Below are 23,087 nucleotides of genomic sequence, written 5' to 3'. Positions count from 1 at the left end.
CCGCCTACCTCCACGCTCGAGGTGCCGTTGATGAGCTACCGCCGCCAGGCACGGGATACCTGGCGACGGCTGGCCCGCACAGTGGCAGACTCTGGCGGGTGAGTTCCTCCCCTAGCACCGTCCAGTTGTGGATCGAAGGCGCGCGTCCCCGGACGCTGCCCGCAGCCGTCGCGCCGGTCCTCGCCGGTACCGGAGTCGCGGTCCACGCCGACGGCTTCGTGTGGTGGAAGGCGCTCCTGGCGCTGGGCGTGAGCCTGGCCCTGCAGATCGGTGTCAACTACGCGAACGACTACTCCGACGGCGTCCGCGGCACCGACGCCGAGCGCGTGGGCCCGTTGCGACTGGTCGGATCCGGACACGTCGCGCCGGGCAAGGTCAAGGCGGCAGCGCTCGGCTTCCTGGCGCTCGGCGGCGTCCTCGGCATCGCCCTCGCTGCCACGACCACCTGGTGGCTGCTGCTCGTCGGCGCCGCGGCCATCGCCGCCGCGTGGACGTACACCGGCGGCTCGAATCCCTATGGTTACCGCGCGCTCGGCGAGGTCAGCGTCTTCCTGTTCTTCGGTCTCGTCGCGGTCATCGGCACCGCCTATGTGCAGACCGAGCAGATCGATCAGGCGAGCACCGCCGCGGCCATCGGCATCGGAGCGCTCGCCTGCGCGATCCTGGTCGCCAACAATCTGCGCGACATCCCCACCGACCGGGAAGTCGGCAAGCGCACCCTCGCCGTCGTCCTCGGCGACCGCGGGTCGCGGCGCTTCTACACGCTGCTGATCGTCATCGCGGCTGCCGCCGCCGTGTGGTGCGCGGTGGTGACGACGTGGTGGGCGCTCCTCGCGTTCGCCAGCGCACCGCTGGCCGCCCGCGCGGTGCGGGTGATCGGCTCGGGGGCTACCGGACGCGAGCTGATCGCTGTTCTACGCGACTCCGGCCTGCTCGAACTCGTCTACGCCATCGGCCTGGCCGCGGGCCTGGTCATCGGCTCGCTCTGACTCCTGGGCGCGGTCGGCGGTAGCCTGTCAACCCCATACCAGCTCCATGACGTTGGTGGCCTACCGCCACCGCGGGCGTAAGGTTGATGACCTACCGCCACCGCGGGCGAGGGCTCACGGCAGCGTGAGCGTGCCGGTCGCCGTGTAGCTGTCCAATGCTGCGGCGTAGGGGGCGATGTCGATATCCCGGTCAGCGAGCCAGGCATCGTCGAAGTAGGTGTGCGTGTACCGTTCCCCGCTGTCGCAGAGCAGGGTCACGATCGAGCCGGTCTCCCCCTCGGCTCGCATCCTCTCGGCGATCTGCAGCGCCGCCCACACGTTCGTGCCGGTCGATCCGCCCACCAGGCGGCCGAGGCGAGCGGACACCCACCGCGTCGTGGCGATCGAGGCCGCATCGGGCACTCGCATCATGTCGTCGACGACCCCGCCGACGAAGGACGGCTCGACGCGCATCCGGCCGATCCCCTCGATACGGCCCGGCACACCCGTGACGACATCGGATGAGTCGGTGTCCCAGCCCTCCAGGAAGGCCGAGTTCTCCGGATCGGCGACCAGCAGCCGGGTGGCGTGGCGGCGGTAGCGGATGAAGCGGCCGATCGTGGCCGAGGTTCCGCCCGTGCCCGCGCTGACCACGACCCAGGACGGGATCGGATGGGGTTCGGCGGCCATCTGCGCGTAGATCGACTCGGCGATGTTGTTGTTGCCGCGCCAGTCGGTGGCACGCTCGGCATAGGTGAACTGGTCCATATAGTGCCCGTCGCACTCGCGCGCGAGCCGGCGCGCCTCGTCGTAGACCGTCGAAGGGTCGTCGACGAGATGGCAGCGGCCGCCCTCGAACTCGATCAGAGCGATCTTCTCGGTGCTCGTGGTGGCCGGCATGACCGCGACGAAGGGCAGCCCGATGAGCCGCGCGAAGTGCGCCTCGCTGACGGCCGTCGAGCCGCTGGACGCCTCGATGATCGTCGAGTCCGGGCGCAGCCAGCCGTTGCACAGCGCGTAGAGGAAGAGCGAGCGGGCGAGCCGGTGCTTCAGGCTGCCCGTGGGATGGACGGACTCGTCCTTGAGGTAGAGGTCGATGCCGGGCGTCGGGAGCGCGAAGGTGTGCAGATGTGTGTCCGCGCTGCGGTTCGCGTCGGCCTCGACCCGGCCGATCGCGGTGTCGATCCAGTCGCGCAGCTCAGTCGACGTCTTCGGCACGCCGAGACTCCTCGATGCGCTGGTTGATCGACGACGCCCGCGACTCCAACCGGGCCGCGAGGGCGTCGCGCAGCGGGGCCAGCGCGAACAGCGAGATGACCGAGGAGACCACCAGCGCGACGATGAGGACCCACAGGTTGAGGAATGTCAATCCGTCGATCCACAGGCTCGCGATGAGCCAGGTCGCCAGGTAGCAGCTGATGAAGACGCCGAGGCGCGCGAAGGTGTACAACCAGAATGCCTTCATGGCCCGAACTCTACGGGGGTCCGAGTAGTCTCGGGTCCATGGGCAAGGCGCTGCTGGTCGTGGTCGGGGTCGTTCTGCTGGTCTACGCGCTCTTCGACCTGCTGGCCGCCCCGAAGGCTCGCGTCCAGCACCTGCCCAAGCTCGCCTGGGTGGCCGTGATCGTGCTGCTCCCGTACGCCGGAGCGCTGCTCTGGATCTTCTTCGGCCAGGCCCGCCAGCGTCCCTCGTCCGGACCCCGCAACTGGCGCCCCCGTGGACCCCGCGGTCCCGACGACGACCCGGACTACCTCCGCGGCCTCTGAGCCTCCCCTGTCCTCCCCTGTCGGACGACTTTCGCCGGGGTGTAGCCCCTGAGAAGGCTCTCCAGGGCCACACCCCGGCACACGTCGGTCCCGGACCGGTCCTGGGAGTATCCCGGGGCCGATCTCACCGAGCGAGACGATCAGCCGAAGCCGCCACGATGTGGCCGGTTGTGGCCCGTTCGATCGTCGCCCAACGGGCCACAACCGGCCACATCTCGGCGGGGGCGTCCGGGATTACTTGGCGTAGGAGTGCAGGCCGGAGCCGAAGAGGTTGACGCCGTAGTAGCTGAACAGGAAGGTCACGAAGCCGATGAGGCAGAAGTAGGCCGCGCGGCGTCCCTTCCAGCCGGCGGTCGCCCGGGCGTGCAGGTAGCCGGCGTAGACCACCCAGGTGATGAACGCCCACACCTCCTTGGGGTCCCAGCCCCAGTAACGTCCCCAGGCGTAGTGCGCCCAGATGGGCCCGGCGATGAGCGCACCGAAGGTCCACAACGGGAAGGCCATCGCGTTGACCCGGTAGGCGATCTTGTCCATCACGGCCGCCGCCGGGAAGCGCCGGAGCACCGGGCCGACCGTGCCCTTCGCCTCGGCCCTCGCGCGGATGAGGTACAGCACCGAGGCGGCGGCACCGACCAGGAAGAAGGCTCCGGCAAGCACCACGGCACCGACGTGGATGATGAACCAGTGCGAGTCCAGGGCGGGCACCAGCGGGCCGGCCGGGACATAGGTCGACAGCGACATGCCGAGCACCACCAGGCCGAAGGCCACCACGATGCCGCCGGCCCACTGCACCTGGTACTTCCACACCAGCACGAGATAGATGACCAGCGCGATCGTGATACCCATCAGACCGAACTCGTACATATTGCCCCAGGGCACCCGCCCGGCCGCCAGCCCGCGAGTGACGACGCTGACGATCATGAGCGCCGTCGCGAGGACGGTCAGCACGAGACCGATCCTGGAGAAGCGATCCGTCACCGGCTCGACATCGGACTCCTCGGCGACCGGGGAGGCTGGGCCAGCGGAGCCCGCCATGGCCGGAGCATTCGCCTCGACCTTGCGGGCGAACGCCCACTCGGCGACATAGGCCAAGAGCGCGAGCCCCAGCACGCAGGTGGCGGCGACGGTCGTGTAGTTCGAGATCTGGGCGAATTGCTCTACGGTCATGTCCGGTTCTCCTGTGCGGATGTCGTCTCACCGAGCTCCTCGCGCAGGCTGGCGAGGAACTCGTCGAGATCGTCCGGTAGCTCGTCACGCGGCACGCGGTCGAGCGCGGCGACGTCCACCACTGTAAGCGACCGGCCGTCATCGCCGGTCGTGACCTTCGCCCTGATCCAGGTCCGGCGAGGACGGACCATGAGCGAGGCGATGAGCCCGACCACCCCGACGCTCACGCCCACCAGGGGCAGCATCACCCCGGGTGTCGACGCGATCTGGAAGCGAGCGAAGCGGCGGAGCTCGACGAACTCGATCGTGCCGCCACCGGGCAGCGCCTGCGACTGTCCCGGGCTCAGGCTGATGTTGAGCGGCTCGCCGTCCTCGTCGAGGACCTCCTGCATGCCGTCCTTCTCCAGGACGTACACCGACTGCGGTTCGCCGTCGTCGAGGCCGAGGTCGCCGGTCCACATGCGCAGCCCGATCAGCGGGTTGACCGCTCCCGGGTAGATCGTCTCGGAGGCCTGGCCCTCCCCCGTCGACACGGCGGTGGGCAGGAAGAAGCCTTGGAAGCCCAGTTGCGTAGGCTGCGCATCGGGTACCTTGATGACGCCGGAGGACCGGTAGCTCCCGTCCTCGGGCAGGAACACCACGGCGTCCTCGAAGACCACCTCGCCGTCGGCATCGGTCACCCGGACGACCGGGGCGTACCCCTGCCCGGGCAGGAACACCTCGCCGCCGTCGAGCGACAGCGGGTGGTTGACGAAGATCTCGTAGGGCGTGGGCTCGTCGCCGGGGCGCTCGGTGTAGGTGACATCGGCGCGGAACATCTTGGGAGCGCCGTACTGCGGCTGCTCGGGGTCGGCGTGGAACTCCGCGATCATCCGGTCGAGCCGGAAGCTGAAGGGCGGGAGATCCTCGGGGTCGAACAGCGGGCCGGAATCGAACTCGTTGTATTGGCTGAGCGTGTTGGAGAAGCCATTGCCCTCCGTGACGATCACCGAGCCGCGATAGCCCCAGAGGGCGCCGATCGCGACCCCGATCAGCACGACCACGATGCTGACGTGGAAGACGAGATTGCCGAGCTCGCGGAGGAAGCCCTTCTCGGCTCGCAGTTCGCTGCCCGCATCGTCGTCGACGACATCGATCCGGGCCCGGCCGAGCACGCACCGGCCGGCCTGCATGACCTCGTCGACCGAGGCCGTCGTGGTGAAGCTGCCCGATGCCGGCATCCGCGCGAAGTTACGGGGTGCGCGAGGGGGTCGCGACCGCAACGCTCGCGCGTACACGCCGATGCGCGGGATGATGCAGCCGACGAGCGAGATCATCAGCAGCAGGTAGATCGCGCTGAACCACGGCGAGGAGTAGACCGAGAACATCCCGATCGCGTCGAGGATCGGCGCGAGGGTCGGATGATCGGTGAAGAAGATCTGCACGGCCCGGGCGTCGACGCCTCGCTGCGGGATGAAGGATCCGGGGATCGCCGCGACGGCCAGCAGCAGGAGGAGGAACAGGGCCGTGCGCATCGACGTGAGCTGACGCCACATCCATCGCAGGAACTCCCGGGGGGCCAGCTCCGACGCCCGCTGCTGCCGCTTCGTTCGCTCGCTCATGCCGCCACCTGCCAGAAAGAACGACGATAAGCAGGTCCCGGCATGAGAAGCCCCATCGTTCGCTCGCTTCGCTCGCTCATACGACCACCTCGAAGTCGGCGGCCCACTGCTGCAGGTGGAAGACCAGCTCGGTCCACAGACCGCTGACCATGAGCAGACCGGTGACGATCAACAACACTCCCCCGATGATGGAGACCGCACGCTGGTGTCGTTTGACCACGTCGAGCGCTCCCATGAACCGCGCGAAGAACAACGCGGCGATGATGAAGGGCAGGCCGAGGCCGAGCCCGTAGACGAGGGTCAGCAACGCCCCGCGGGACGCCGTCCCCTCGTTCCCCGCGAGGATGAGCACGGCCGAGAGGGTCGGCCCGAGGCACGGCGTCCAGCCGATGCCGAACACGACTCCGAGCAGGGGCGCCGCCAGCAGACCGACCTTGGGCGCCTGACGCATCCTCCATTGACGCTGCAGTCCCGGGATGGCTCCCACGAAGATCAGACCGAGGACGATGAGGACCGCCCCGGCCACGATCGTCAGGGTGTCGCCATAGGGGCGCAGCCGCTGACCGGCCGCCCCGAACAGCGCTCCGCCGGCGACGAACACGGCGGTGAAGCCGAGCACGAACAGGGCCGAGCCGAGGGCGAGACGCCAGCGCTTGCTGGTGCGCAGGTCCTGCACCCCCACGCCCGAGACATAGGAGAGGTAGCCCGGCAACAACGGCAGGACGCAGGGTGAGAAGAACGAGACCAGTCCGGCGAGGGCTGCCACGGGAATCGCCACGATCAGCGATCCGGAGAGGACGGCATCGCCGAACCAGTCGGTCACTGCGTGCTCTTCCGCACGTACTCGATGAGATCGGTCAGCGTGCCCGCACCCAGCTCGGGGTCGAGGATGCGCACGGCGACTCGGCCCTCGGAGTCGATGATCCACGTGGTGGGGATCGCCTGCGAGGGCAGTGAGTCGGCGAAGGCGAGCTGATTCTCGCCGCTGTCGTCGACGATGCTCGGATAGGTGATGCCGATCTTGTCGTTGAAGGCGCGGGCCGAGGCGGGCTTGTCCTGGGTCAGCAGTCCGAGGAACTGGACGCTGGAGTCTTCATAGCTCTCGGCGACCTCTTTGAGGATCGGCATCTCCTTGCGGCACGGCGGGCACCAGGATCCCCAGAGGTTGACGACGATGGTCTGCCCGGCGAAGTCCTCGGTGGAGAGCTCCTCGCCCTCGAGGTCGAGGCCGCTCAGCGCGGGTGCCGGCTGGCGGTCGCCGGGGTCGATGGTGGTGACGGTGCCGTCACCGCTGATGTAGCCGCCTTCGCCGCCCTCCTCGACGCCGCTGCACGCAGTGAGGACGAGCATCGCGGCAACTCCGAGACCGGCCAGGGCGTGTCGCATCAGGCGCCGCCCACGAACTTGCCCTTGAGCACGTCCGGCAACAGGTGACCCGCCGGCTCGCTGTAGTGCAGCGACACGAAGCGGTCGTCCTCGAAGGTCAGCGAGGTCAGGCTCGCGAGCGAACACTGGCGCTTACGCGGGTCGTGGGCGAAGCGCGCACGCTCATAGGCACGCCGGGCGATCCAGATCGGCAGCTGGTGCGCGACGATGACGGCCTCGTGGCCGCGGGCCGCCTCGCGGGCGTCGTCGATCGCCAGCTCCATGCGCTTGGCGATCTGCTTGTACGGCTCGCCCCAGGAGGGCCGTACGGGGTTCCAGACCAAGAGCCAGTTGCCGGGGCGCTTCAGGGCGCCCGCGCCGACACCGAAGGTCTTGCCCTCGAACTTGTTGGACGCCTCGATGACCCGCTCGTCATCGTGGATCGGCAGATCGAGGATCTCCGCGATCGGGCGCGCCGTCTGCTGGGCGCGCTCGAGCGGTGACGCCACCAGATAGGTGATGTCACGGTCTTTGAGCGACTCCGCCACCGTCTCGGCCATCTCGTGGCCGAGCTCGGAGAGGTTGTAGCCGGCGAGCCGGCCGTACAGCACGCCGGCGGGATTGTGCACCTCGCCGTGGCGCATCAGGTGAACGGTGGTCCTGGTGGTCATGGTCGGATCGTCCTCGTTCTCGCGGTCACGGGCGGTCGTCGAGCGCGCGGGCCGCGGCACGGGCGGCCGCCGGCAACGCCTCGGACAGTGTAGTCAGGGCGGCGTCGTCGTGAGCCGCCGAGACGAACCAGGTCTCGAAGGCGCTCGGGGGGAGGTAGACGCCCTGGTCGAGCATGCTGGAGAAGAAGGCGGCGAAGGCCGCGGTGTCCTGGCGCTGAGCGCCGGCGAAGTCGGTCACCGGATCGGTGACCCCCCACATCACGCTGAACATGGTTCCGGCCGCTTGGATGACGTGCGGCACCCCGGCGCCGACGAGGGCCTCCCCGACGAGCTCGCGGACTCGCAGCGAGGTGGCGAGGAGATCGGTGTAGAGCTCGGGGGTGGCCAGGCGCAGGGTCGTCACGCCGGCCGTGGTGGCGACGGGATTGCCGGCCAGTGTGCCGGCCTGGTAGACCGGGCCGGCCGGGGCGAGATACTCCATCAGGTCGCGACGACCGCCGAAGGCGGCGGAGGGGAAGCCGCCGCCCATGACCTTGCCGAAGGTGACCAGGTCGGGCGCCCATCCCTCACGCTGGCCGTCGAGCTCCCAGTGGCCCGCGCGCGCCGCGCGGAAGCCGGTCATGACCTCGTCGCTGATGAACAGGGCACCGTGCTCGGACGCGATGCGCGCCAGCGCCGCGTTGAAGCCCGGTGCCGGCGGCACGAGGCCCATGTTGCCCGGCGCCGCCTCGGTGATGATGCAGGCGATCTGGCCGCCGAACTCGGCGAACGCCGCTTGCACGGCGTCGACATCGTTGTACGGCAGCACGATGGTGTCCGCGGTGACATGCGCCGGGACGCCGGGCGTGCCGGGGATGCCGAGCGTGACGACCCCCGATCCGGCCTCGGCCAGCAGCGGATCGACGTGCCCGTGATAGCAGCCGGCGAACTTCACGACGCGGTCTCGTCCGGTGACGCCGCGAGCGAGTCGTATCGCCGACATGGTGGCCTCGGTGCCAGAGGTGACCAGGCGGACGGACTCGACGCTGGTCCGCTCGACGATCTCCTCGGCGAGGGCGACCTCCGGTTCGGCGGGCGTGCCGAACGAGGTCCCGCGTGCCACGGCCTCCTGCACCGCGGCGATGACCTGCGGATGCGCATGGCCCAGCAGCATCGGCCCCCACGAGCCGACGAAGTCGACGTAGCGGTTGCCGTCGACATCGGTGAGCCAGGCACCCTCTCCGGAGGTCATGAAGCGCGGGGTGCCACCGACGGCCTTGAAGGCGCGGACCGGCGAGTTCACCCCGCCCGGAGAGACGCGGCGGGCGCGCTGGAACAGATCGGCGGAACGTTCAGTGGGCACCTCGCCATTGTGCCAATTGGCACAAGCGTGGATACCGCAGGCCCGGAGCGGCCGTGACGACCACCACAGCGAGCCGTAACCTCGCGTCCACATCCTCGTTGGGTGGAGTGTCACGCAACTTCGGGTTACCGTGTGAGACGGGTCTCATACGCCCGGGGAGGGAGTCCTGGTGAGTAGTTCATGGCGCACACTGCCGCGCTGGCAGCGCATCGCAGCCGTCGTTCCCGCTGGTCTGCTGGTCGGAGCGACAGCCGTCGCCGTGGCCGGCCCGGGCCTGGCGACCGCCGACAGTGAGTACGGCGCGATCCCGGAGGTGCCCGATACGCCCTTCGAGTCGCCGGCCAGCGTCGAGAAAGCTCCCGCGGGCATCGACCCCAAGGCGGGCGCCGAAGGAACCCTGGACTCACTCGCCTCCGACGGCATTCCGCAGGTGGCGGCGAACGCCTACCGGCGCGCTGCCGGCCTGCTCAAGCAGGCCGACGCGTCCTGTAATCTCCCGTGGCATCTCGTGGCCGCCATCGGCAGGGTCGAGTCCGATCACGGCCGCGTCAACGGCAACAACCTCGATTCCGACGGCAACGCGCAGCCGGGCATCTACGGCATCCCGCTCAACGGCAAGAACGGCACCGCGCTGATTCGCGACACCGATGACGGCAAGCTCGACAAGGACACCGAGTTCGATCGCGCCATCGGTCCGATGCAGTTCATCCCCACCACCTGGGATGCCGTCGGCATCGACGCCGACCAGGACGGCACCAAGAATCCCCAGAACATCCACGACGCGGCCACGGCCTCGGCGATCTATCTCTGCGCCGGGGACGGCGACCTCTCCGCGCGCGACGACCTCAAGGCGGCCGTCAAGCGGTACAACAACTCCGACGAGTACGTCGATCTCGTCCTCAAGATCTCCGATGCCTACAGCAAGGGCAATTTCTCGACCGTGCCCACCGGGAGCTCCAAGTCCTCGGTCCTGACCAGCTTCGAGCGCGACCAGACGATGACCCCGGCCGAACGTCAGCAGGCGACCGAGCGCGCCCAGCGGGCCGCGGAGCAGAAGCGCGTCGAGGAGGAGCAGCGGCGGTCCGGCGGCGGTAGCGGCGGCGGAGGTGGTGGCACCGGCGGAGGCGACGGTGGCAGCGAGCCGCCGCGGTTCGAGACACTGCCCGAGACCAATCCGGCTCCTGGCGGAGGCGGTGGGAGCGGCTCCGCACCTCGCGGTCCCGTCAGCGATGTCACGGATCCCATCACCGACGGCGTCGACAACACCGTCGACGGTGTTCCGGTCGTCGAGGATGTCGTCAAGCCCGTCACCCGGCTCATCTCCAAGCTGGCAGGCGGAGTCGACTGGGTGTTGAACTCGACCGACTGCCGTGCCAAGAGCGTTCGCCTGACCGACCCCCGTGGCAACGAGGGCCGCTACCAGCAGTGCATGACCAGCCGCGGCTACGAGCCCTACTGATCCTCGGCCGCTAGCCCATCGCGCCGAGGCGTGAGCGGAAGCGGTGACATACGCACGTCTCAATCCGGTTGAGACGTGCGTATGTCACCGCCCACCGCGACGAGAGGTGCGTAGGTCACCGCCGGCCGCGGAAGGACGCTGACCCACCGCCGCCGGAACGGTCAGCCGCGCAGGCGGCGGGCGATCTCGGCGGCCCAGTAGGTGAGGACGATATCGGCACCCGCGCGCCGGATCGAGAGCACCGATTCGTCGATCGCGCGCTCCCGGTCGATCCACCCCTGGGCGGCGGCGGCCTCGACCATCGAGTACTCGCCGGAGACGTTGTAGGCGGCGACCGGGACATCGGCCTCGCGCCGCACGTCGGCGATCAGGTCCAGATAGGACAGCGCCGGCTTGACCATGACGATGTCGGCGCCCTCGGCGAGGTCGAGCAGCGCTTCGCGCACCGCCTCGCGGGCGTTGGCAGGATCCTGCTGGTACGTGCGCCGGTCTCCCTGCAGCGAGGAGTCGACCGCTTCCCGGAACGGCCCGTAGAAGGCCGAGGCGTACTTCGCCGCGTACGCCAGGATCACGGTGTCGAGATGGCCCGCGGCATCGAGCGCTTCGCGGATCGCCGCGACCTGACCGTCCATCATGCCGCTGGGACCCACGACATGCGCGCCGGCCTCGGCCTGCACGACACCCATGTGCGCGTAGATCTCGAGCGTGGCGTCGTTGTCGACCCGTCCCTGCGCGTCCAGCACGCCGCAGTGGCCGTGATCGGTGAACTCGTCGAGACACAGATCGGCCATCACGAGGGTCGCATCGCCGACCTCGGCCCGCGCATCGGCGATGGCGAGGTTGAGGATGCCCGCCGGATCGACCGCACCCGAGCCGACCGCGTCCTTGTGCTCGGGGACTCCGAACAGCATGACGCCGCCGAGACCGAGTTCCGCGGCTTCGGCATAGGCCGCCTTGGCCGAGTCGCGGGTGTGCTGCACGACTCCGGGCATGCTCGCGATGGAACGCGGCGCGTCGAGCCCCTCGGCGACGAACATCGGCAGCACCAGCTGCGATGTGTCGACTCGGGTCTCGCGCACCAGCGCCCGCATCGCGGGCGTGCTGCGCAGCCGGCGCGGCCGATCCGCGGGGAACATCAGCTCTTGCGACGCTTGGTGCGCTGCGAGGGCTTGGTCACCGGGTCACCGGCCTCGATGAAGGCGTCCCGGCGCTGGGCACCGAACTCGGCGAGCGCGTCGGCGAGCACCTCGACCGAAGGCTTCTCGGCGAGGACATCGACCCGCAGACCATGCTCCTCGGCGGTCTTCGCTGTGGCCGGGCCGATGCAGGCGATGATCGTCGACTGATGCGGCTTGCCGGCGATGCCCACGAGGTTGCGGACGGTCGAGCTCGACGTGAACATCACGGCGTCGAACTTGCCCGACTTGATCGCCTCGCGGGTGGGCGCCGGCGGCGGCGCTGCCCGGACGGTGCGGTAGGCCGTCACATCGTCGACCTCCCAGCCGAGGTCGATGAGCCCGGCGACGAGGGTCTCGGTCGCGATATCGGCCCGCGGCAGGAAGACCCGGTTGATCGGATCGAGGAGGTCGTCATAGGGCGGCCAGTCCTCGAGCAGACCGCGCGCGGACTGCTCACCGCTCGGGATGAGATCGGCGCGGATCCCCCACTGGGCGATGGCCTCGGCGGTCTTCTCCCCCACCGCGGCGATCTTCAGACCGGAGAAAGCCCGGGCGTCGAGTCCGTACTCGTCGAACTTCTCACGCACCGCCTTGACCGCGTTGACGCTGGTGAACGCGATCCACTCGTAGCGCCCCTCGACGAGACCGCGCACGGCCTTGTCCATCTGCTGCGGGTTGCGCGGCGGCTCGACCGAGATGGTCGGCACCTCCTCGGAGACCGCCCCGAAGCCGCGCAGACGCTGCGCCAGTCCGGCGGACTGCTCCTTGGTGCGGGGCACGAGGATCCGCCAGCCGTACAGCGGCTTGGTCTCGAACCACGAGAGCGCCTCGCGCATGCCGACGATATCGCCCACGACCGTGATCGCCGGTGAGGTCATCTTGGCGGCCTTGGCATCGGCGGCGATCGTCTTGAGGGTGGACACCACCGTGGTCTGCTCGGTGGTGGTGCCGACGCGGGTCATCGCTACCGGCGTGGTCTCGGGGCGACCGGCCGCGATGAGCGCCTTGGCGACCTCTCCGATCCGTGCCACGGCCGACAAGAGCACCAGGGTGTCGTCGTCGGCATGCTCGCTCCAGTCGATGGAGGCATCGCCGACGCTCACCACGGTGTACTCGCGGTGCTGCTTGCTGGTCAGCGGGACGCCAGCGTAGGCGGGGACGGCCGACACCGAGGAGACCCCCGGCACGATCTCGAAGCCGATACCCGCCTTGTGGCAAGCGAGCGCCTCCTCCGGACCGGTGGCGTAGGTGAACGGGTCACCCACCATCAGTCGGACGACGTGCTTACCAGCCTTGGCGTGCTTGACGACGAGCTTCGAACGGGCGGCGGCGGTCAACTCATTGCCGTCGTTGTCGCGACCCGCGTCGATGGTCTCGGCGTCGGTGGTGACGAGCAGGGCCTGCTCGGGCGTCTCGGTGATGACGACATCGGCCGTCGCGAGCAGCTCGGTGGCCCGCACCGTCAGGAGGCTGGCATCGCCCGGTCCGGCTCCGACGAAACTCACCTGGCCGAGGGCCGGGGCGGTCGATACGGGCGTCACGGGCGCTTCCATGGCGGTGGTGGTGGTCAAGGTCTTCCCTTTTCTTGACTGTGGAGTCGTGGTCTGCCGGGCGGTCATGGGGCTGGGGTACTGGCCTGGACCAGTCGGTCGGCGCCCTCAGCGAGCATCTCGGCAGCGAGACGTTCACCGATCGCCACGGCCTCGGAGGGAGGTCCGCTGGCGGACAGGCGGATGGATGGGGATCCCGAGATATCGCCGACGACGGCGCGGAGCCACAGCTCCTCGCCCTCGTTGACGATCTCGGCGAGCGCTCCGACCGGAGCGCTGCAGCCTGCCTCCAAGGTGGCGAGGAGGCTGCGCTCAGCACTGACGGCGGCCCGGGTGTCCGGGTCGTCGAGAACGCTGAGAAGGCGATGGGTGTCGGCATCGTCGGCGCGGCACTCGCAGGCGAGCGCCCCTTGTCCGGGCGCCGGGAGCATCTGGATCGGGTCGATGGCCTCGGTGATCTCATCAGTGCGGCCGAGGCGGGCGAGCCCCGCCCGGGCCAGCACGACGCCGTCGAGCTCACCGGAGGTCATCTTGCCGATGCGCGTGTCGACATTGCCGCGCAGGCCGGTGATCCGCAGACCGAGACCGAGGGCGTTGAGCTGACTCACACGGCGCGGTGACCCCGTGCCGACGAGCGAGCCGGCCGGGAGCTCCGCGAGGGTCAGGCCATCGCGCGCCACGAGCGCATCGCGCGGATCCTCGCGTTGCGGGATGGCCGCCAGCGTGAGTCGCGGATCGGCATAGGTCGGGAGGTCCTTGAGCGAGTGCACCGCGAGATCCACCTCGCCCGAGGCCAGCGCGTCGCGCACGGCGGCGACGAAGACGCCTTGACCGCCGAAGGTGCTGAGCGGCGCGCTGGAGCGGTCGCCCAGCGTGCTGATCGTCACCAGCTCGACATCGGCACCGGTCTCGGCGCGCAGCCGATCGGCGATGTGCGAGGACTGGGTCACGGCCAGCTGGCTGCCGCGGGTCCCTAGCCGCAGGGTCGTCACGAGGGCTCACCTCCCACCGCGGTCACCGCTCGGACGGTGGTCTGGTCGAGGGCGAAGAGATCGGCCAGCGCGTCGGCGTAGGTCAGGCCCTCCGGGCCGTCGACCAGCTCCTTGACGCGCACCGTGGGGGCGTGGATGAGCTTCTCGGCCACACGGCGCAGCGCCTGGCCGACCTCGCGACGGGTGTCGTCGTCGACATCGTCGCCGAGCCTCGCCAGCACGCGCTCGGTCTCGGCCGCGACGACCTCCGTCGCCATGCCCCGCAGAGCGACGACGGTGGGGGTCACCTTCGAGGCGTTCTTGGCGGCCAGGAAGCTGCGGACCTCGTCGGCGACGATGCCCTGCACCTGGCGGACGTCGTCGGCGAGCTCGGCATTGGCCGCCTGGGCGGCCAGCACCTCCAGGTCGACGACCTCGACGGAGGGCAGCGTGCGCACGTCTCCGGCGACATCGCGCGGCAGCGCGAGGTCGATGACGCTCATCGGGCGGTCCCCCGCCGCCGCGCCGATGCGCTCGCGATCGAAGACCGTTCCGGCGGCACCGGTGCAGGTGATGAGGACATCGGCCGCGGAGAGCTCGACATCGAGCGCCTCCCAGCGCACCGCACTGACTCCGTAGGCGGCGACGAGCTCGAAGGCCCGCTGGAAGGTGCGATTGGCGACCCAGATGCGCTGCGGCTCCACGCCGCGGTCGACGAGCGTGCGCACCGCGAGACTCGCCATGGTGCCGGCGCCCGCGACGAGGATCCGCGAGGACGGCGCGGTGACGATATCGCCCGCGGCGTCGAACCCGGCGGTGACGATCGACGGCGCGAGCCGGTCGATACCGGTCTCGGCGTGACCGCGCTTGCCGATCCGCAATGCCTGCTGGAAGAGCGTGTTGAGCGCCGACCCGACCGTGGACTCGGCCTGGCCCGAGGAGAGGGCGTCGCGCACCTGCCCGAGGATCTGGCTCTCGCCGAGGATCATCGAGTCCATGCCGGACGCCACACCGAACAGGTGCGCGACGGCAGCCTCGTCGTAGTGCACGTAGACATGGCGGACGAGCTCCTCGCGCGTCAGCCCCGAGTGCTCGGCCAGCAGACGCGAGACCTCGTCGACGGCGCCGTGGAAGCGCTCAGCTTCGACGTAGACCTCGACCCGGTTGCAGGTCGAGATGATCGCGGACTCGCTCACATACTCGTTCTCGAGCACCCGATGCGACAGTTTGACCGAGGAGTCGGTGTCCAGCGCTACCCGCTCCAGCAGGTCCACCGGCGCCGACTTGTGGGACATCCCCACGACCAGAACGCTCATGCCGCCACCGCCTGAAGAAGAACACGATAGGCCGATACCGGCATGAGAAGCCTCATCGTTCGCTCGCTGCGCTCGCTCATCGGGATACCTCCGCTTCCTCGCGCGGGTGGCCCTTGCGCTGCTCGTGGTAGGCGAGGATCTGCAGCTCGGCCGCGACATCGACCTGGCGGACGTCCACGCCCTCGGGCACCCTGAGGGCCACGGGCGCGAGATTGAGGATGCTCGTGACGCCCGCGCCGACGAGCTGGTCGGCGACATCCTGGGCGGCCTGGCCCGGTGTCGCGACGATCGCGATGGACACCGACCGCTCGGTGATGATCGTCTCGAGCTGGTCGATCGACTCGATGGAGAGATCCCCGACCTGCTCGCCGACCCGTGCCGGGTCGGCGTCGACGACAGCGACGATGCGGCTGCCACGCGAGGTGAAGCCGGGATAGGCCGCGAGGGCCGTACCCAGGTTGCCGGCACCGACGAGGACGACATTCCAGTCCTGGGTCTGCCCGATGGCCTGAGCGATCTCGGCGCGCAGATGGTCGACGTCGTAGCCGACTCCCCGGGTGCCGTGCGATCCCAGGTGGGAGAGGTCCTTGCGGACATTCGCCGAGGAGACGCCGGTGGACTCGGCGAGCTGATCGGACGAACAGGTCTGTGACCCCTGGGATCGCAGTTGGGTCAGCGCCCGCAGGTACAGCGGCAGCCGAGCGACGGTAGCGTTGGGGAGGCCTCGGTCGCTGCTCGAGGCACCCGTCAGCCGGGATCTACGCGGAAGAATGGTCACGGTACTCCTGCGCCGATCGACTCGATGCGACCAGTGGAAGGCCGGTCAGAAGGCGCTTCGACAGTCTACGAGTTGGTGAAGGCGTTCACAAAATCGAGCGAATGCCGCGCTGATCACGGCATGGGGTGCCGAGCGTCGTAGGCGAGGAATCGACGCGCGCTGAGCACCGCGAGTCCCACGCCCGCCACGCAGAGCACACCGCCGATCACCATGGCCCGGCCTTCGCCGAAGATGCTCGCGAGCGAGCCCATCAGGAAGTCGCCGAGACGCGGCCCGCCCGCGACCACGACCGTGAACACGCCTTGCATCCGTCCGCGCATCTCATCGGGCGCCGCCGTCTGCAGCATCGTCGAGCGATACGCGGCGCTGACCATGTCGGCCGATCCGGAGAGCGCAAGCAGCGTGACCCCGAGCCACAACGCGCCCGGCAGTCCGATGGCGGTCACACCGGCGAGCGCCACCGCGACTCCGTACGCCAGGACCGCGACGACGATGGCGACTCCGTGACGATGCACCCGGCTGATCCATCCCGAGACGCAGAAGGCGAGGAAGGACCCGATCGCGGGAGCCGCCTGGAGCAGGCCCAGCACCCAGGCACCGTCCGCTCCTCTGCCTCCGGCGAGGTAGACCGTCGCGGCGAGCGCCGGGAAGGCGGCGCGGGGCTGCGCGAGCACCATCGCGCACATGTCGAGCACGAACGAGGTCCGCAGGTTCGGCGCCTGGCGCAGGAACCCGAGACCGTCGATCACCGAGCGGAACCCGGGAACGGGTGCGCGCTCACCCGGGGGCAGCGAGGGCAGCCGCAGGATCGAGTAGATCGCCGCCGTGAACAGCACCGCGTCGACGATGTAGACCGAGCGGACGCCGCCGGCCGCGATCAGGCTGCCGCCCAGCAGCGAACCCACTGTGAAACTCAGCGTGAAAGAGGCCATGCCGAGGGCGTTGGCGGCGGGGAGGACCTTCATCGGCAGGAGGCGCGGCAGCATCGCCGCGCGCGCCGGGTTGTTGACCGCGAACATCGCCGACTGCACCGCGACGATCGCGTAGAGCACCTCGACCCGTTCCCAACCGGCCAGGACGTGCGCCACGAGCGCGAGCGAGCAGGCCCAGAGCCCGAGCGCCGAGACGAGCGCCACCTTCCGGCGGTCGAAGGCATCGACGAGCGTTCCGCCGTAGAGACCACCGAGGACGAGGGGCAGGAGCCCGAACAGGCCGATGAGCCCGACCGCGAAGGACTCGCCGGTCAGGTGGTACGCCTCGAAGGAGATCGCCACGAGGGCCATCTGCTGACCGAACGCCGAGATGGTCTGCCCCGTCCAGAGCCGCCGGTACGCCGGTGACACGCGAAGCGGGGTGAGGTCGGGCAGGACCGAGCGAGCGGACACCCGATCGATCTTGCCACGCGACGGTCAGGGCGCTAGGCGATCCCTGGACCACCGTCCGTCCTCACGACGGAACCGCACGCGGTCGTGGAAGCGATTGCGCCGACCCTGCCAGAACTCCACCGTCTCCCAGCCGATCCGATAGCCGCCCCACGACTCGGGACGCTCGACCTCCGCTCCGGCTCGTTCCACCTGCGCATAGCGGCGCTCGAGCTCGTCGCGGTCACCGACCGGCTCGGACTGGGGCGAGGCGATCGCCGCGAGACGACTGCCGAGGGGCCGGGCGGCGAAGTAGGCATCGGACGCCGCCGGATCGATGCGCTCGACCGCCCCCTCGACACGGATCTGCCGCTGCAGCGGGTGCCAGGGCATGACGACGGCGGCTCGGGGATTGGCCGCGAGCTCGCGGCCCTTGCGCGAGGTGTAGCTCGTGAAGAACGCGAGCCCGCGCTCGTCGAGCTGCTTGAGCAAAACGGTACGTACCGAGGGCATGCCCTCCGGGGTCGCGGTGGCGAGCACCATCGCATTCGGCTCATCGAGACCGGCCCCGATCGCGTCCGCGAGCCAGCGTTCGAAGAGGGCGACCGGGTCGTCGCCGGCGTCCTGCTCGCTCAACCCGGCGGCCTCGTACTCGTGCCGCAGCGCGGTGAAGTCAGCGGAGTCCATGTCCACACCGTAGGCACATGCAAGGCACAATGCAGACATGACTGAAGTGCATCACGGACTAGAGGGTGTCATCGCGTTCGAGAGCGAGATCGCGGAGCCCGACAAGGAAGGATCGGCGCTTCGGTACCGCGGCGTCGATATCGATGATCTCGTCGGCCGCGTACCCTTCGAGAAGATCTGGGGACTCCTGGTCGACGGCGCCTACGAGCCCGGCCTCCCGCCCGCGGAGCCCTTCCCCATCCCGGTCCACTCCGGCGATATCCGCGCCGATGTCCAGAGCGCGATCGCCCTGACCGCGCCCCAGTGGGGCATGGGACAGCTCTACGACATCAGCGACGAGCAGGCCCGGGCCGATCTCGCGCGCACGGCGGTGATGGTGCTCTCCTATGTCGCTCAGGCGGCGCGCGGTGTCGGCCAGCCGATGGTGCCGCAGGCACAGATCGATCAGTGCGACACCATCACCGAACGCTTCCTGACCCGTTGGCGCGGCGAGGTGAACCCTGACCACGCCAAGGCGATCGATGCGTACTGGGTGTCGGCGGCCGAGCACGGCATGAACGCCTCGACCTTCACCGCGCGGGTCATCGCCTCCACCGGCGCGGATGCCGCGGCGGCCCTGTCGGGCGCCGTCGGTGCGATGTCCGGCCCGCTGCACGGCGGTGCCCCCTCGCGAGTCCTCGGCATGATCGAGGAGGTCGAGAGGACCGGCGACGCCCGCGCCTACGTCAAGCGGCTGCTGGACGGCGGCGAGCGGTTGATGGGCTTCGGCCACCGCGTCTACCGGGCCGAGGATCCCCGTGCCCGCACACTGCGCCGTACCGCCAAGGAGCTGAACGCCCCGCGCGCCGAGGTCGCCGAGGCTCTCGAGCAGGCCGCGCTGGCGGAGCTGCGCGAGCGACGTCCGGACCGGGTGCTGGAGACCAATGTCGAGTTCTGGGCGGCGATCGTCCTCGACTTCGCCCAGATCCCGCCGCACATGTTCACCGCGATGTTCACCTCGGCCCGCACTGCCGGCTGGAGCGCGCACATCCTCGAGCAGAAGCGCACGGGCCGGCTGATCCGTCCGTCGTCGATCTACACCGGGCCGGCCGAGCGTCGTGCCGACGAGGTGGCGGGCTGGAACCCGGCCTGGGCGACCGCCTGATCCCACAGCAAAGGCCCGGCCATCCCCCCGAGATGGCCGGGCCTTTCTGCTGTTCTGAGACTTACAGTAGCCCGGACTAGTCCTTAATGACTAGTACCTCCGCGAAGTGACCACATACCGAGACGCGGCTCGTCGGCTGCCGTGCCGTGGAAACGCTCTGCCATCGCCCGAAGGACTCCGTCCGGCGAGGTACCCCACAGCACATCGAAACCACACCCGGGGTCGCCCTGCGGGTGACGCCACCTCGGCGACGCGGCCACGGAGCGGCGCAGCACGTGGTGCCTACTGGCGGAATCTCTTAGCCTCGATGGATGAGACCGCGGCTCCTAGCAGCGCCCGTCACCATCCTCGCGCTCGCCGGCGTGCTTACCGCATGTCTCTCGAGGGAGGACGACTCGCCGCCGGAGCCGACGCCGAGTCCCTCGGTCGACCTGGCTATCGCGATCTCGCTGGCCCGGCCCGCCGTCGACCTCGACGAGGAGACCGCACGACGCCTGGCAGCCGGTGAGGTGATGTCCTGGTCGCAGATCGGAGGAGACGACCAACCGCTTCGCCTCCTGCATGCCGAGGTCGACGCCGTGGGCGGGGAGCAGATGGCGACCGCCGACGCGGCGCTCGACGAGGTCGTCGCCGATCCCTCCGTCGTCGCCCTCGTGCCCGCCGACCGCGTACGGCCGACCGTCGACCTCGCCCGTGTCGACGGCCGCGACCCGCTCCGCCACGACGACTACCCCATCGTGGCGAACGGCGAACGGAACCAGAGGCCGAGCGCCAGCGTGATGGTCGGTGGCGATGTGATGCTGGGACGACGCGTCGGCGAGGCCATCTCCGAACGGGGCGACCTGGAGGCCGTGTGGACGGGCGTCGGTGATTCGCTGGCGGCCGCCGATGCCACCTTCGTCAATCTCGAGTCGACGCTCTCGACCGACGGCCCGCCCCAGCAGGGGACGGACTCCTTCGGGGCCGACCCGGGGGTGCTGGACGGGCTGCGATCCGCCGGGGTGGATGTGATCGGACTCGCCAACAACCACATCGGCGACTACGGCACGGAGCCGATGCTGACCACTTTCCGGCTCTTGCGCGATGCGGGTTTCTCCGTCGTCGGCGCCGGGGAGAATCTCACCAGTGCCCGCGAGCCGGCGATCGTCGACGCAGCCGGCCTACGGGTTGGCTTCTACGCCACAGACTCGATCGGCGAGACACCAGCAGCGACAGAGGCGGCTCCGGGTACGAACCGGATCGACGCCCCTCCTCGCACCGGCCCACAGATCGACGGCAGCGCCCTCGAACGAGCCACGACGGACATCTCCGCCCTCGACGGTCAGGTGGACCTGGTCGTCGTCGTGCCGCACTGGGGCACGCAGTACACCAACGTGCCCGAGCAGAGTCAGCACGACATGGCCCGTGCGTTCACCGACGCAGGCGCCGACGTGGTAGTCGGCGGCCACCCGCACTGGGTGCAGGGCTGGGAGCAGCACGGGGAGGCCACGGTCGTGCACTCGCTCGGCAACCTGGTGTTCGACATGGACTTCATGCAGGAGACACAGGCAGGCGTCCTCGTGGAGATCATCGCCACCGCCGAACAGGTCCTGGATGTGCGACCGCTGCCCTACGTCATCGACGACGCCTTCACGCCACGGCTGGTTGACGGGGAACGGGCCACAGCGATCCTGGAGCTCGCCCGCCAGGCAAGCGCCCCTCCCTACGATGCGGGCCTACGGTGACGCCACGTTCTCCAGCAGCCACCCGCGCATGATGGCCGCCACCCGCCCGGCCTGCGCCGGGTCCACGACCTCCACGGTGTCCTGAGGCGAGTGATAACCCGCGTACGGGATCGATCCGAGCCGCGCGGCGGGGATCCCCGCCTTGTCGAAGGACCAGTGATCGCTCGTCGTGTTGCCCCCGCACACCGTATGGGGCACGCCGCCGTCGGTCGCCGCGGCCGCGAGCTGGTCGCGGACCTCGATGGTGCCGTTCGGGGAGTCGCCGGAGCAGATCGGCACCTCCGGCCCCGGCACGCCGACCCGGTCGAGCGCGACCATCGCCGTGATCGCCGCTCGCTCGTCGTCACCGAGTGCCGCCACATACTGCTGCGACCCGAAATGGTGGAGGGCGTCCCCCGGCCCGCGCGGCTCCTCGGCGCCGAAGGCCACGAAGCGCACCGGCACCTCGGCCTCGGCCACGACTCGCGCCAGCTCCAGCATGACCGCCACCCCCGAGGCATTGTCCTCAGCACCCGGCGCGACGGGGATGGTGTCGAGATGGGCTCCGACCACCACGTGGGGGTCGGTCGGGGATGCTCCCGGGCGATCGGCGATGACATTGGGCGAGTCCCCGGCGGGGACGTCGACGCCCCAGGTGGTGCCCGCGGGGGCGTCGACCTGCTGGCGGCTCACCTCATAGCCGAGCCCGGTCAGTCGCTCCTCCACCCAGTCCGCCGCCTCGCCATAGGCCTCTGATGTGCCGTGCCGAGGGCCGATCGTCTCGGCGAGATGGCTGATATCGGCCAGGATGCGCTCCGCGTCGGCCTCCGGAGGCGGGGCGGGCGTCGTGGGCTCAGGCGATGCGGTGGTCTGCTCGCTCGGTGAGGGCGCCTCGTCGGTGTCCGATCCGGTGCACGCACCGAGCAGCACGAGCCCGAGCACCAGCACACAGGACAGCGACCTCACGAGGAGCGGTCGCGGTGAGCGGTCCATACCTCAGTCCATCATGCTCAGCTGTCGTAGGCGCGGAGGATCTCGTCGGCCGCGGCAACGGCGGGCAGCTCACCCGCCAGGACCCGCTCGCGCAGGGACTCACGGACGGCCGCGACATTCTCATCGGTGCGCAGGCGCTGGTCGATCTCGTCACGGACGAGCGCCCAGGTGAAGTCCAGCTGCTGCTGAGCCCGCTTCTCGGCAAGTCCCTTGGATCCCATGAACTCGCGATGCCGGATGATCCGGCTCCAGACCGTGTCGATACCGGTCATCTCGAGGGCCGAGCAGGTCAGCACGGGCGGCACCCATCCCTGGGTGCCCGCATAGACGAGACGCAGGGCTCCCGAGAGTTCGCGGGCGGTCACCTCGGCCTCCTTCGCCCGCTCGCCGTCGGCCTTGTTGACCGCGATGACATCGGCGATCTCCAGGATTCCCTTCTTGATCCCCTGGAGCTGATCGCCGGTGCGGGCGATCGTCAGGAAGAGGAAGGTGTCGACCATGCCCGCCACGGTGATCTCCGACTGACCGACGCCGACGGTCTCGACGAGGACCACGTCGTAACCGGCGACTTCCAGGATCGTCATCGCCTGGCTCGTGGCCCGCGCGACGCCACCCAGGGTGCCCGCGCTCGGCGAGGGACGGATATAGGCCTTCGGATCGGTCGCGAGCGAGGCCATGCGCGTCTTGTCCCCCAGGACCGAGCCGCCCGTGCGGACGCTGGAGGGATCGACGGCCAGCACTCCGACCTTCAGGTCGCGTCCGGTCAGGTGGCGACCGAGGGCCTCGATGAAGGTGGACTTGCCGACCCCCGGGACACCGGAGATCCCGACGCGTACGGCTCCCCCGGCCTCCGGGGCGATCTCGGTCAGCAGTTCCCGCGCGGCGGCTCGATGATCGGCCCGCCGCGACTCGACGAGGGTGATCGCGCGTGCCACCGCCCCCCGCTGACCGGAGCGGACACCTTCGGCGAGAGCAGCGATGTCGACCACGCGCCCGAGTCTAGGCTGCCGATTGTCCACAGGCGCCCACCGATGCCGCTTCCCTGATCACCACCTCATTGGCAGAC

The 23,087-nt window shown here is 69.6% G+C and carries 22 protein-coding genes; 5 read left to right on the top strand and 17 right to left on the bottom strand.

The features are described 5' to 3' along the window. The first annotated feature begins 98 nt into the window (after positions 1-98). Positions 99-989 carry a 1,4-dihydroxy-2-naphthoate polyprenyltransferase gene (locus tag FNM00_RS01465; protein WP_143911236.1) on the top strand — a complete coding sequence of 297 codons (891 nt, stop codon included), beginning with the start codon at positions 99-101 and terminating at the stop codon, positions 987-989. A gap of 114 nt (positions 990-1,103) precedes the next feature. On the opposite strand, the gene FNM00_RS01460 is transcribed toward FNM00_RS01465, so the two are convergent. Together FNM00_RS01460 and FNM00_RS01455 are read right to left on the bottom strand one after the other, a co-directional pair. After that, entirely contained in the window at positions 1,104-2,186 is a 1,083-nt protein-coding gene (locus FNM00_RS01460; protein ID WP_143911235.1) for a PLP-dependent cysteine synthase family protein, read from the bottom strand. Further along, entirely contained in the window at positions 2,167-2,433 is a 267-nt protein-coding gene (locus tag FNM00_RS01455) for a DUF4229 domain-containing protein (protein WP_143911234.1), read from the bottom strand. Before FNM00_RS01455 ends, FNM00_RS01460 begins: the two co-directional genes overlap by 20 nt. A gap of 38 nt (positions 2,434-2,471) precedes the next feature. On the opposite strand from FNM00_RS01455, the gene FNM00_RS01450 reads away from it, so the two are divergent. After that, on the top strand, positions 2,472-2,735 hold the full coding sequence (locus tag FNM00_RS01450; RefSeq protein ID WP_143911233.1) for a PLD nuclease N-terminal domain-containing protein: 264 nt from the start codon (positions 2,472-2,474) through the stop codon (positions 2,733-2,735). A gap of 234 nt (positions 2,736-2,969) precedes the next feature. Here the strand turns inward: FNM00_RS01450 and ccsB are convergent, their stop codons facing one another. From ccsB to hemL, 6 genes are all read right to left on the bottom strand, one after another. After that, complete coding sequence (gene ccsB / locus FNM00_RS01445; RefSeq protein WP_143911232.1) at positions 2,970-3,902, bottom strand: c-type cytochrome biogenesis protein CcsB; 933 nt, start codon at positions 3,900-3,902, stop codon at positions 2,970-2,972. Further along, a complete protein-coding gene (resB, locus tag FNM00_RS01440; RefSeq protein WP_143911231.1) occupies positions 3,899-5,503 on the bottom strand; it encodes a cytochrome c biogenesis protein ResB in 1,605 nt (534 codons plus the stop codon). The genes ccsB and resB overlap by 4 nt, the downstream gene beginning before the upstream one ends. 76 nt (positions 5,504-5,579) lie before the next feature. Then, positions 5,580-6,326: a cytochrome c biogenesis CcdA family protein gene (locus FNM00_RS01435; RefSeq protein ID WP_143911230.1), complete on the bottom strand. Its 747-nt coding sequence runs from the start codon at positions 6,324-6,326 to the stop codon at positions 5,580-5,582. Beyond that, the gene (locus tag FNM00_RS01430) at positions 6,323-6,889 is read right to left on the bottom strand and encodes a TlpA family protein disulfide reductase (protein ID WP_143911229.1); all 567 of its coding nucleotides are present in this window, start codon (positions 6,887-6,889) and stop codon (positions 6,323-6,325) included. Before FNM00_RS01430 ends, FNM00_RS01435 begins: the two co-directional genes overlap by 4 nt. Further along, positions 6,889-7,539, bottom strand: coding sequence for a histidine phosphatase family protein (locus tag FNM00_RS01425; protein ID WP_143911228.1), 651 nt, complete (start codon positions 7,537-7,539; stop codon positions 6,889-6,891). The genes FNM00_RS01430 and FNM00_RS01425 overlap by 1 nt, the downstream gene beginning before the upstream one ends. Positions 7,540-7,564: 25 nt before the next feature. Continuing rightward, on the bottom strand, positions 7,565-8,881 hold the full coding sequence (gene hemL, locus FNM00_RS01420) for a glutamate-1-semialdehyde 2,1-aminomutase (RefSeq protein ID WP_246065023.1): 1,317 nt from the start codon (positions 8,879-8,881) through the stop codon (positions 7,565-7,567). A gap of 169 nt (positions 8,882-9,050) precedes the next feature. Here hemL and FNM00_RS01415 point away from each other — a divergent pair, with 169 nt between their 5' ends. Further along, a complete protein-coding gene (locus FNM00_RS01415) occupies positions 9,051-10,340 on the top strand; it encodes a lytic transglycosylase domain-containing protein (RefSeq protein ID WP_143911226.1) in 1,290 nt (429 codons plus the stop codon). A gap of 161 nt (positions 10,341-10,501) precedes the next feature. Here the strand turns inward: FNM00_RS01415 and hemB are convergent, their stop codons facing one another. From hemB to pdxH, 7 genes are all read right to left on the bottom strand, one after another. Continuing rightward, positions 10,502-11,476 (bottom strand): porphobilinogen synthase, encoded by a 975-nt coding sequence (gene hemB / locus FNM00_RS01410; protein WP_143911225.1) that lies wholly within the window; start codon positions 11,474-11,476, stop codon positions 10,502-10,504. Then, positions 11,476-13,071 carry a bifunctional uroporphyrinogen-III C-methyltransferase/uroporphyrinogen-III synthase gene (locus FNM00_RS01405; protein WP_143911488.1) on the bottom strand — a complete coding sequence of 532 codons (1,596 nt, stop codon included), beginning with the start codon at positions 13,069-13,071 and terminating at the stop codon, positions 11,476-11,478. The genes hemB and FNM00_RS01405 overlap by 1 nt, the downstream gene beginning before the upstream one ends. Before the next feature lie 62 nt (positions 13,072-13,133). Further along, complete coding sequence (hemC, locus tag FNM00_RS01400; protein ID WP_143911224.1) at positions 13,134-14,060, bottom strand: hydroxymethylbilane synthase; 927 nt, start codon at positions 14,058-14,060, stop codon at positions 13,134-13,136. Beyond that, positions 14,057-15,355, bottom strand: coding sequence for a glutamyl-tRNA reductase (locus tag FNM00_RS01395; RefSeq protein WP_143911223.1), 1,299 nt, complete (start codon positions 15,353-15,355; stop codon positions 14,057-14,059). Before FNM00_RS01395 ends, hemC begins: the two co-directional genes overlap by 4 nt. 76 nt (positions 15,356-15,431) lie before the next feature. Continuing rightward, a complete protein-coding gene (locus FNM00_RS01390) occupies positions 15,432-16,133 on the bottom strand; it encodes a redox-sensing transcriptional repressor Rex (RefSeq protein ID WP_342778529.1) in 702 nt (233 codons plus the stop codon). 113 nt (positions 16,134-16,246) lie between these two features. After that, positions 16,247-17,518, bottom strand: a complete 1,272-nt coding sequence (locus FNM00_RS01385) for an MFS transporter (RefSeq protein ID WP_221933538.1) — start codon at positions 17,516-17,518, stop codon at positions 16,247-16,249. 24 nt (positions 17,519-17,542) lie between these two features. Beyond that, complete coding sequence (gene pdxH, locus FNM00_RS01380) at positions 17,543-18,181, bottom strand: pyridoxamine 5'-phosphate oxidase (RefSeq protein ID WP_143911221.1); 639 nt, start codon at positions 18,179-18,181, stop codon at positions 17,543-17,545. Positions 18,182-18,218: 37 nt separating this feature from the next. Here pdxH and FNM00_RS01375 point away from each other — a divergent pair, with 37 nt between their 5' ends. Both FNM00_RS01375 and FNM00_RS01370 read left to right on the top strand, forming a co-directional pair. Beyond that, a complete protein-coding gene (locus FNM00_RS01375) occupies positions 18,219-19,325 on the top strand; it encodes a citrate synthase 2 (RefSeq protein ID WP_143911220.1) in 1,107 nt (368 codons plus the stop codon). A gap of 311 nt (positions 19,326-19,636) precedes the next feature. Continuing rightward, positions 19,637-21,049 (top strand): CapA family protein, encoded by a 1,413-nt coding sequence (locus tag FNM00_RS01370; RefSeq protein ID WP_143911219.1) that lies wholly within the window; start codon positions 19,637-19,639, stop codon positions 21,047-21,049. Here FNM00_RS01370 and FNM00_RS01365 read toward each other — a convergent pair. Beyond that, a complete protein-coding gene (locus tag FNM00_RS01365) occupies positions 21,041-22,021 on the bottom strand; it encodes a M28 family metallopeptidase (RefSeq protein ID WP_143911218.1) in 981 nt (326 codons plus the stop codon). The two genes, FNM00_RS01370 and FNM00_RS01365, sit on opposite strands and share 9 nt — an antisense overlap. A gap of 17 nt (positions 22,022-22,038) precedes the next feature. After that, positions 22,039-23,010: a methylmalonyl Co-A mutase-associated GTPase MeaB gene (meaB, locus tag FNM00_RS01360; RefSeq protein ID WP_221933537.1), complete on the bottom strand. Its 972-nt coding sequence runs from the start codon at positions 23,008-23,010 to the stop codon at positions 22,039-22,041. Positions 23,011-23,087 lie beyond the last annotated feature (77 nt).

It is taken from the genome of Aeromicrobium piscarium, assembly GCF_007421815.1.
Lineage (GTDB): Bacteria > Actinomycetota > Actinomycetes > Propionibacteriales > Nocardioidaceae > Aeromicrobium > Aeromicrobium piscarium.
The sequence above is the reverse complement of the archived record's forward strand: the minus strand, read 5'-3'. Positions and strand labels throughout refer to the sequence as shown.

Coding starts and splice junctions, on each gene's coding strand:
- FNM00_RS01405 (WP_143911488.1), bottom strand. CDS start 13,071: ATGGAAGCGCCCGTGACGCCCGTATCGACCGCCCCGGCCCTCGGCCAG.
- ccsB (WP_143911232.1), bottom strand. CDS start 3,902: ATGACCGTAGAGCAATTCGCCCAGATCTCGAACTACACGACCGTCGCC.
- FNM00_RS01455 (WP_143911234.1), bottom strand. CDS start 2,433: ATGAAGGCATTCTGGTTGTACACCTTCGCGCGCCTCGGCGTCTTCATC.
- FNM00_RS01425 (WP_143911228.1), bottom strand. CDS start 7,539: ATGACCACCAGGACCACCGTTCACCTGATGCGCCACGGCGAGGTGCAC.
- FNM00_RS01375 (WP_143911220.1), top strand. CDS start 18,219: ATGACTGAAGTGCATCACGGACTAGAGGGTGTCATCGCGTTCGAGAGC.
- FNM00_RS01395 (WP_143911223.1), bottom strand. CDS start 15,355: ATGAGCGTTCTGGTCGTGGGGATGTCCCACAAGTCGGCGCCGGTGGAC.
- FNM00_RS01430 (WP_143911229.1), bottom strand. CDS start 6,889: ATGCGACACGCCCTGGCCGGTCTCGGAGTTGCCGCGATGCTCGTCCTC.
- FNM00_RS01365 (WP_143911218.1), bottom strand. CDS start 22,021: ATGGACCGCTCACCGCGACCGCTCCTCGTGAGGTCGCTGTCCTGTGTG.
- resB (WP_143911231.1), bottom strand. CDS start 5,503: ATGAGCGAGCGAACGAAGCGGCAGCAGCGGGCGTCGGAGCTGGCCCCC.
- pdxH (WP_143911221.1), bottom strand. CDS start 18,181: ATGGACTCCGCTGACTTCACCGCGCTGCGGCACGAGTACGAGGCCGCC.
- hemB (WP_143911225.1), bottom strand. CDS start 11,476: ATGTTCCCCGCGGATCGGCCGCGCCGGCTGCGCAGCACGCCCGCGATG.
- FNM00_RS01450 (WP_143911233.1), top strand. CDS start 2,472: ATGGGCAAGGCGCTGCTGGTCGTGGTCGGGGTCGTTCTGCTGGTCTAC.
- FNM00_RS01370 (WP_143911219.1), top strand. CDS start 19,637: ATGAGACCGCGGCTCCTAGCAGCGCCCGTCACCATCCTCGCGCTCGCC.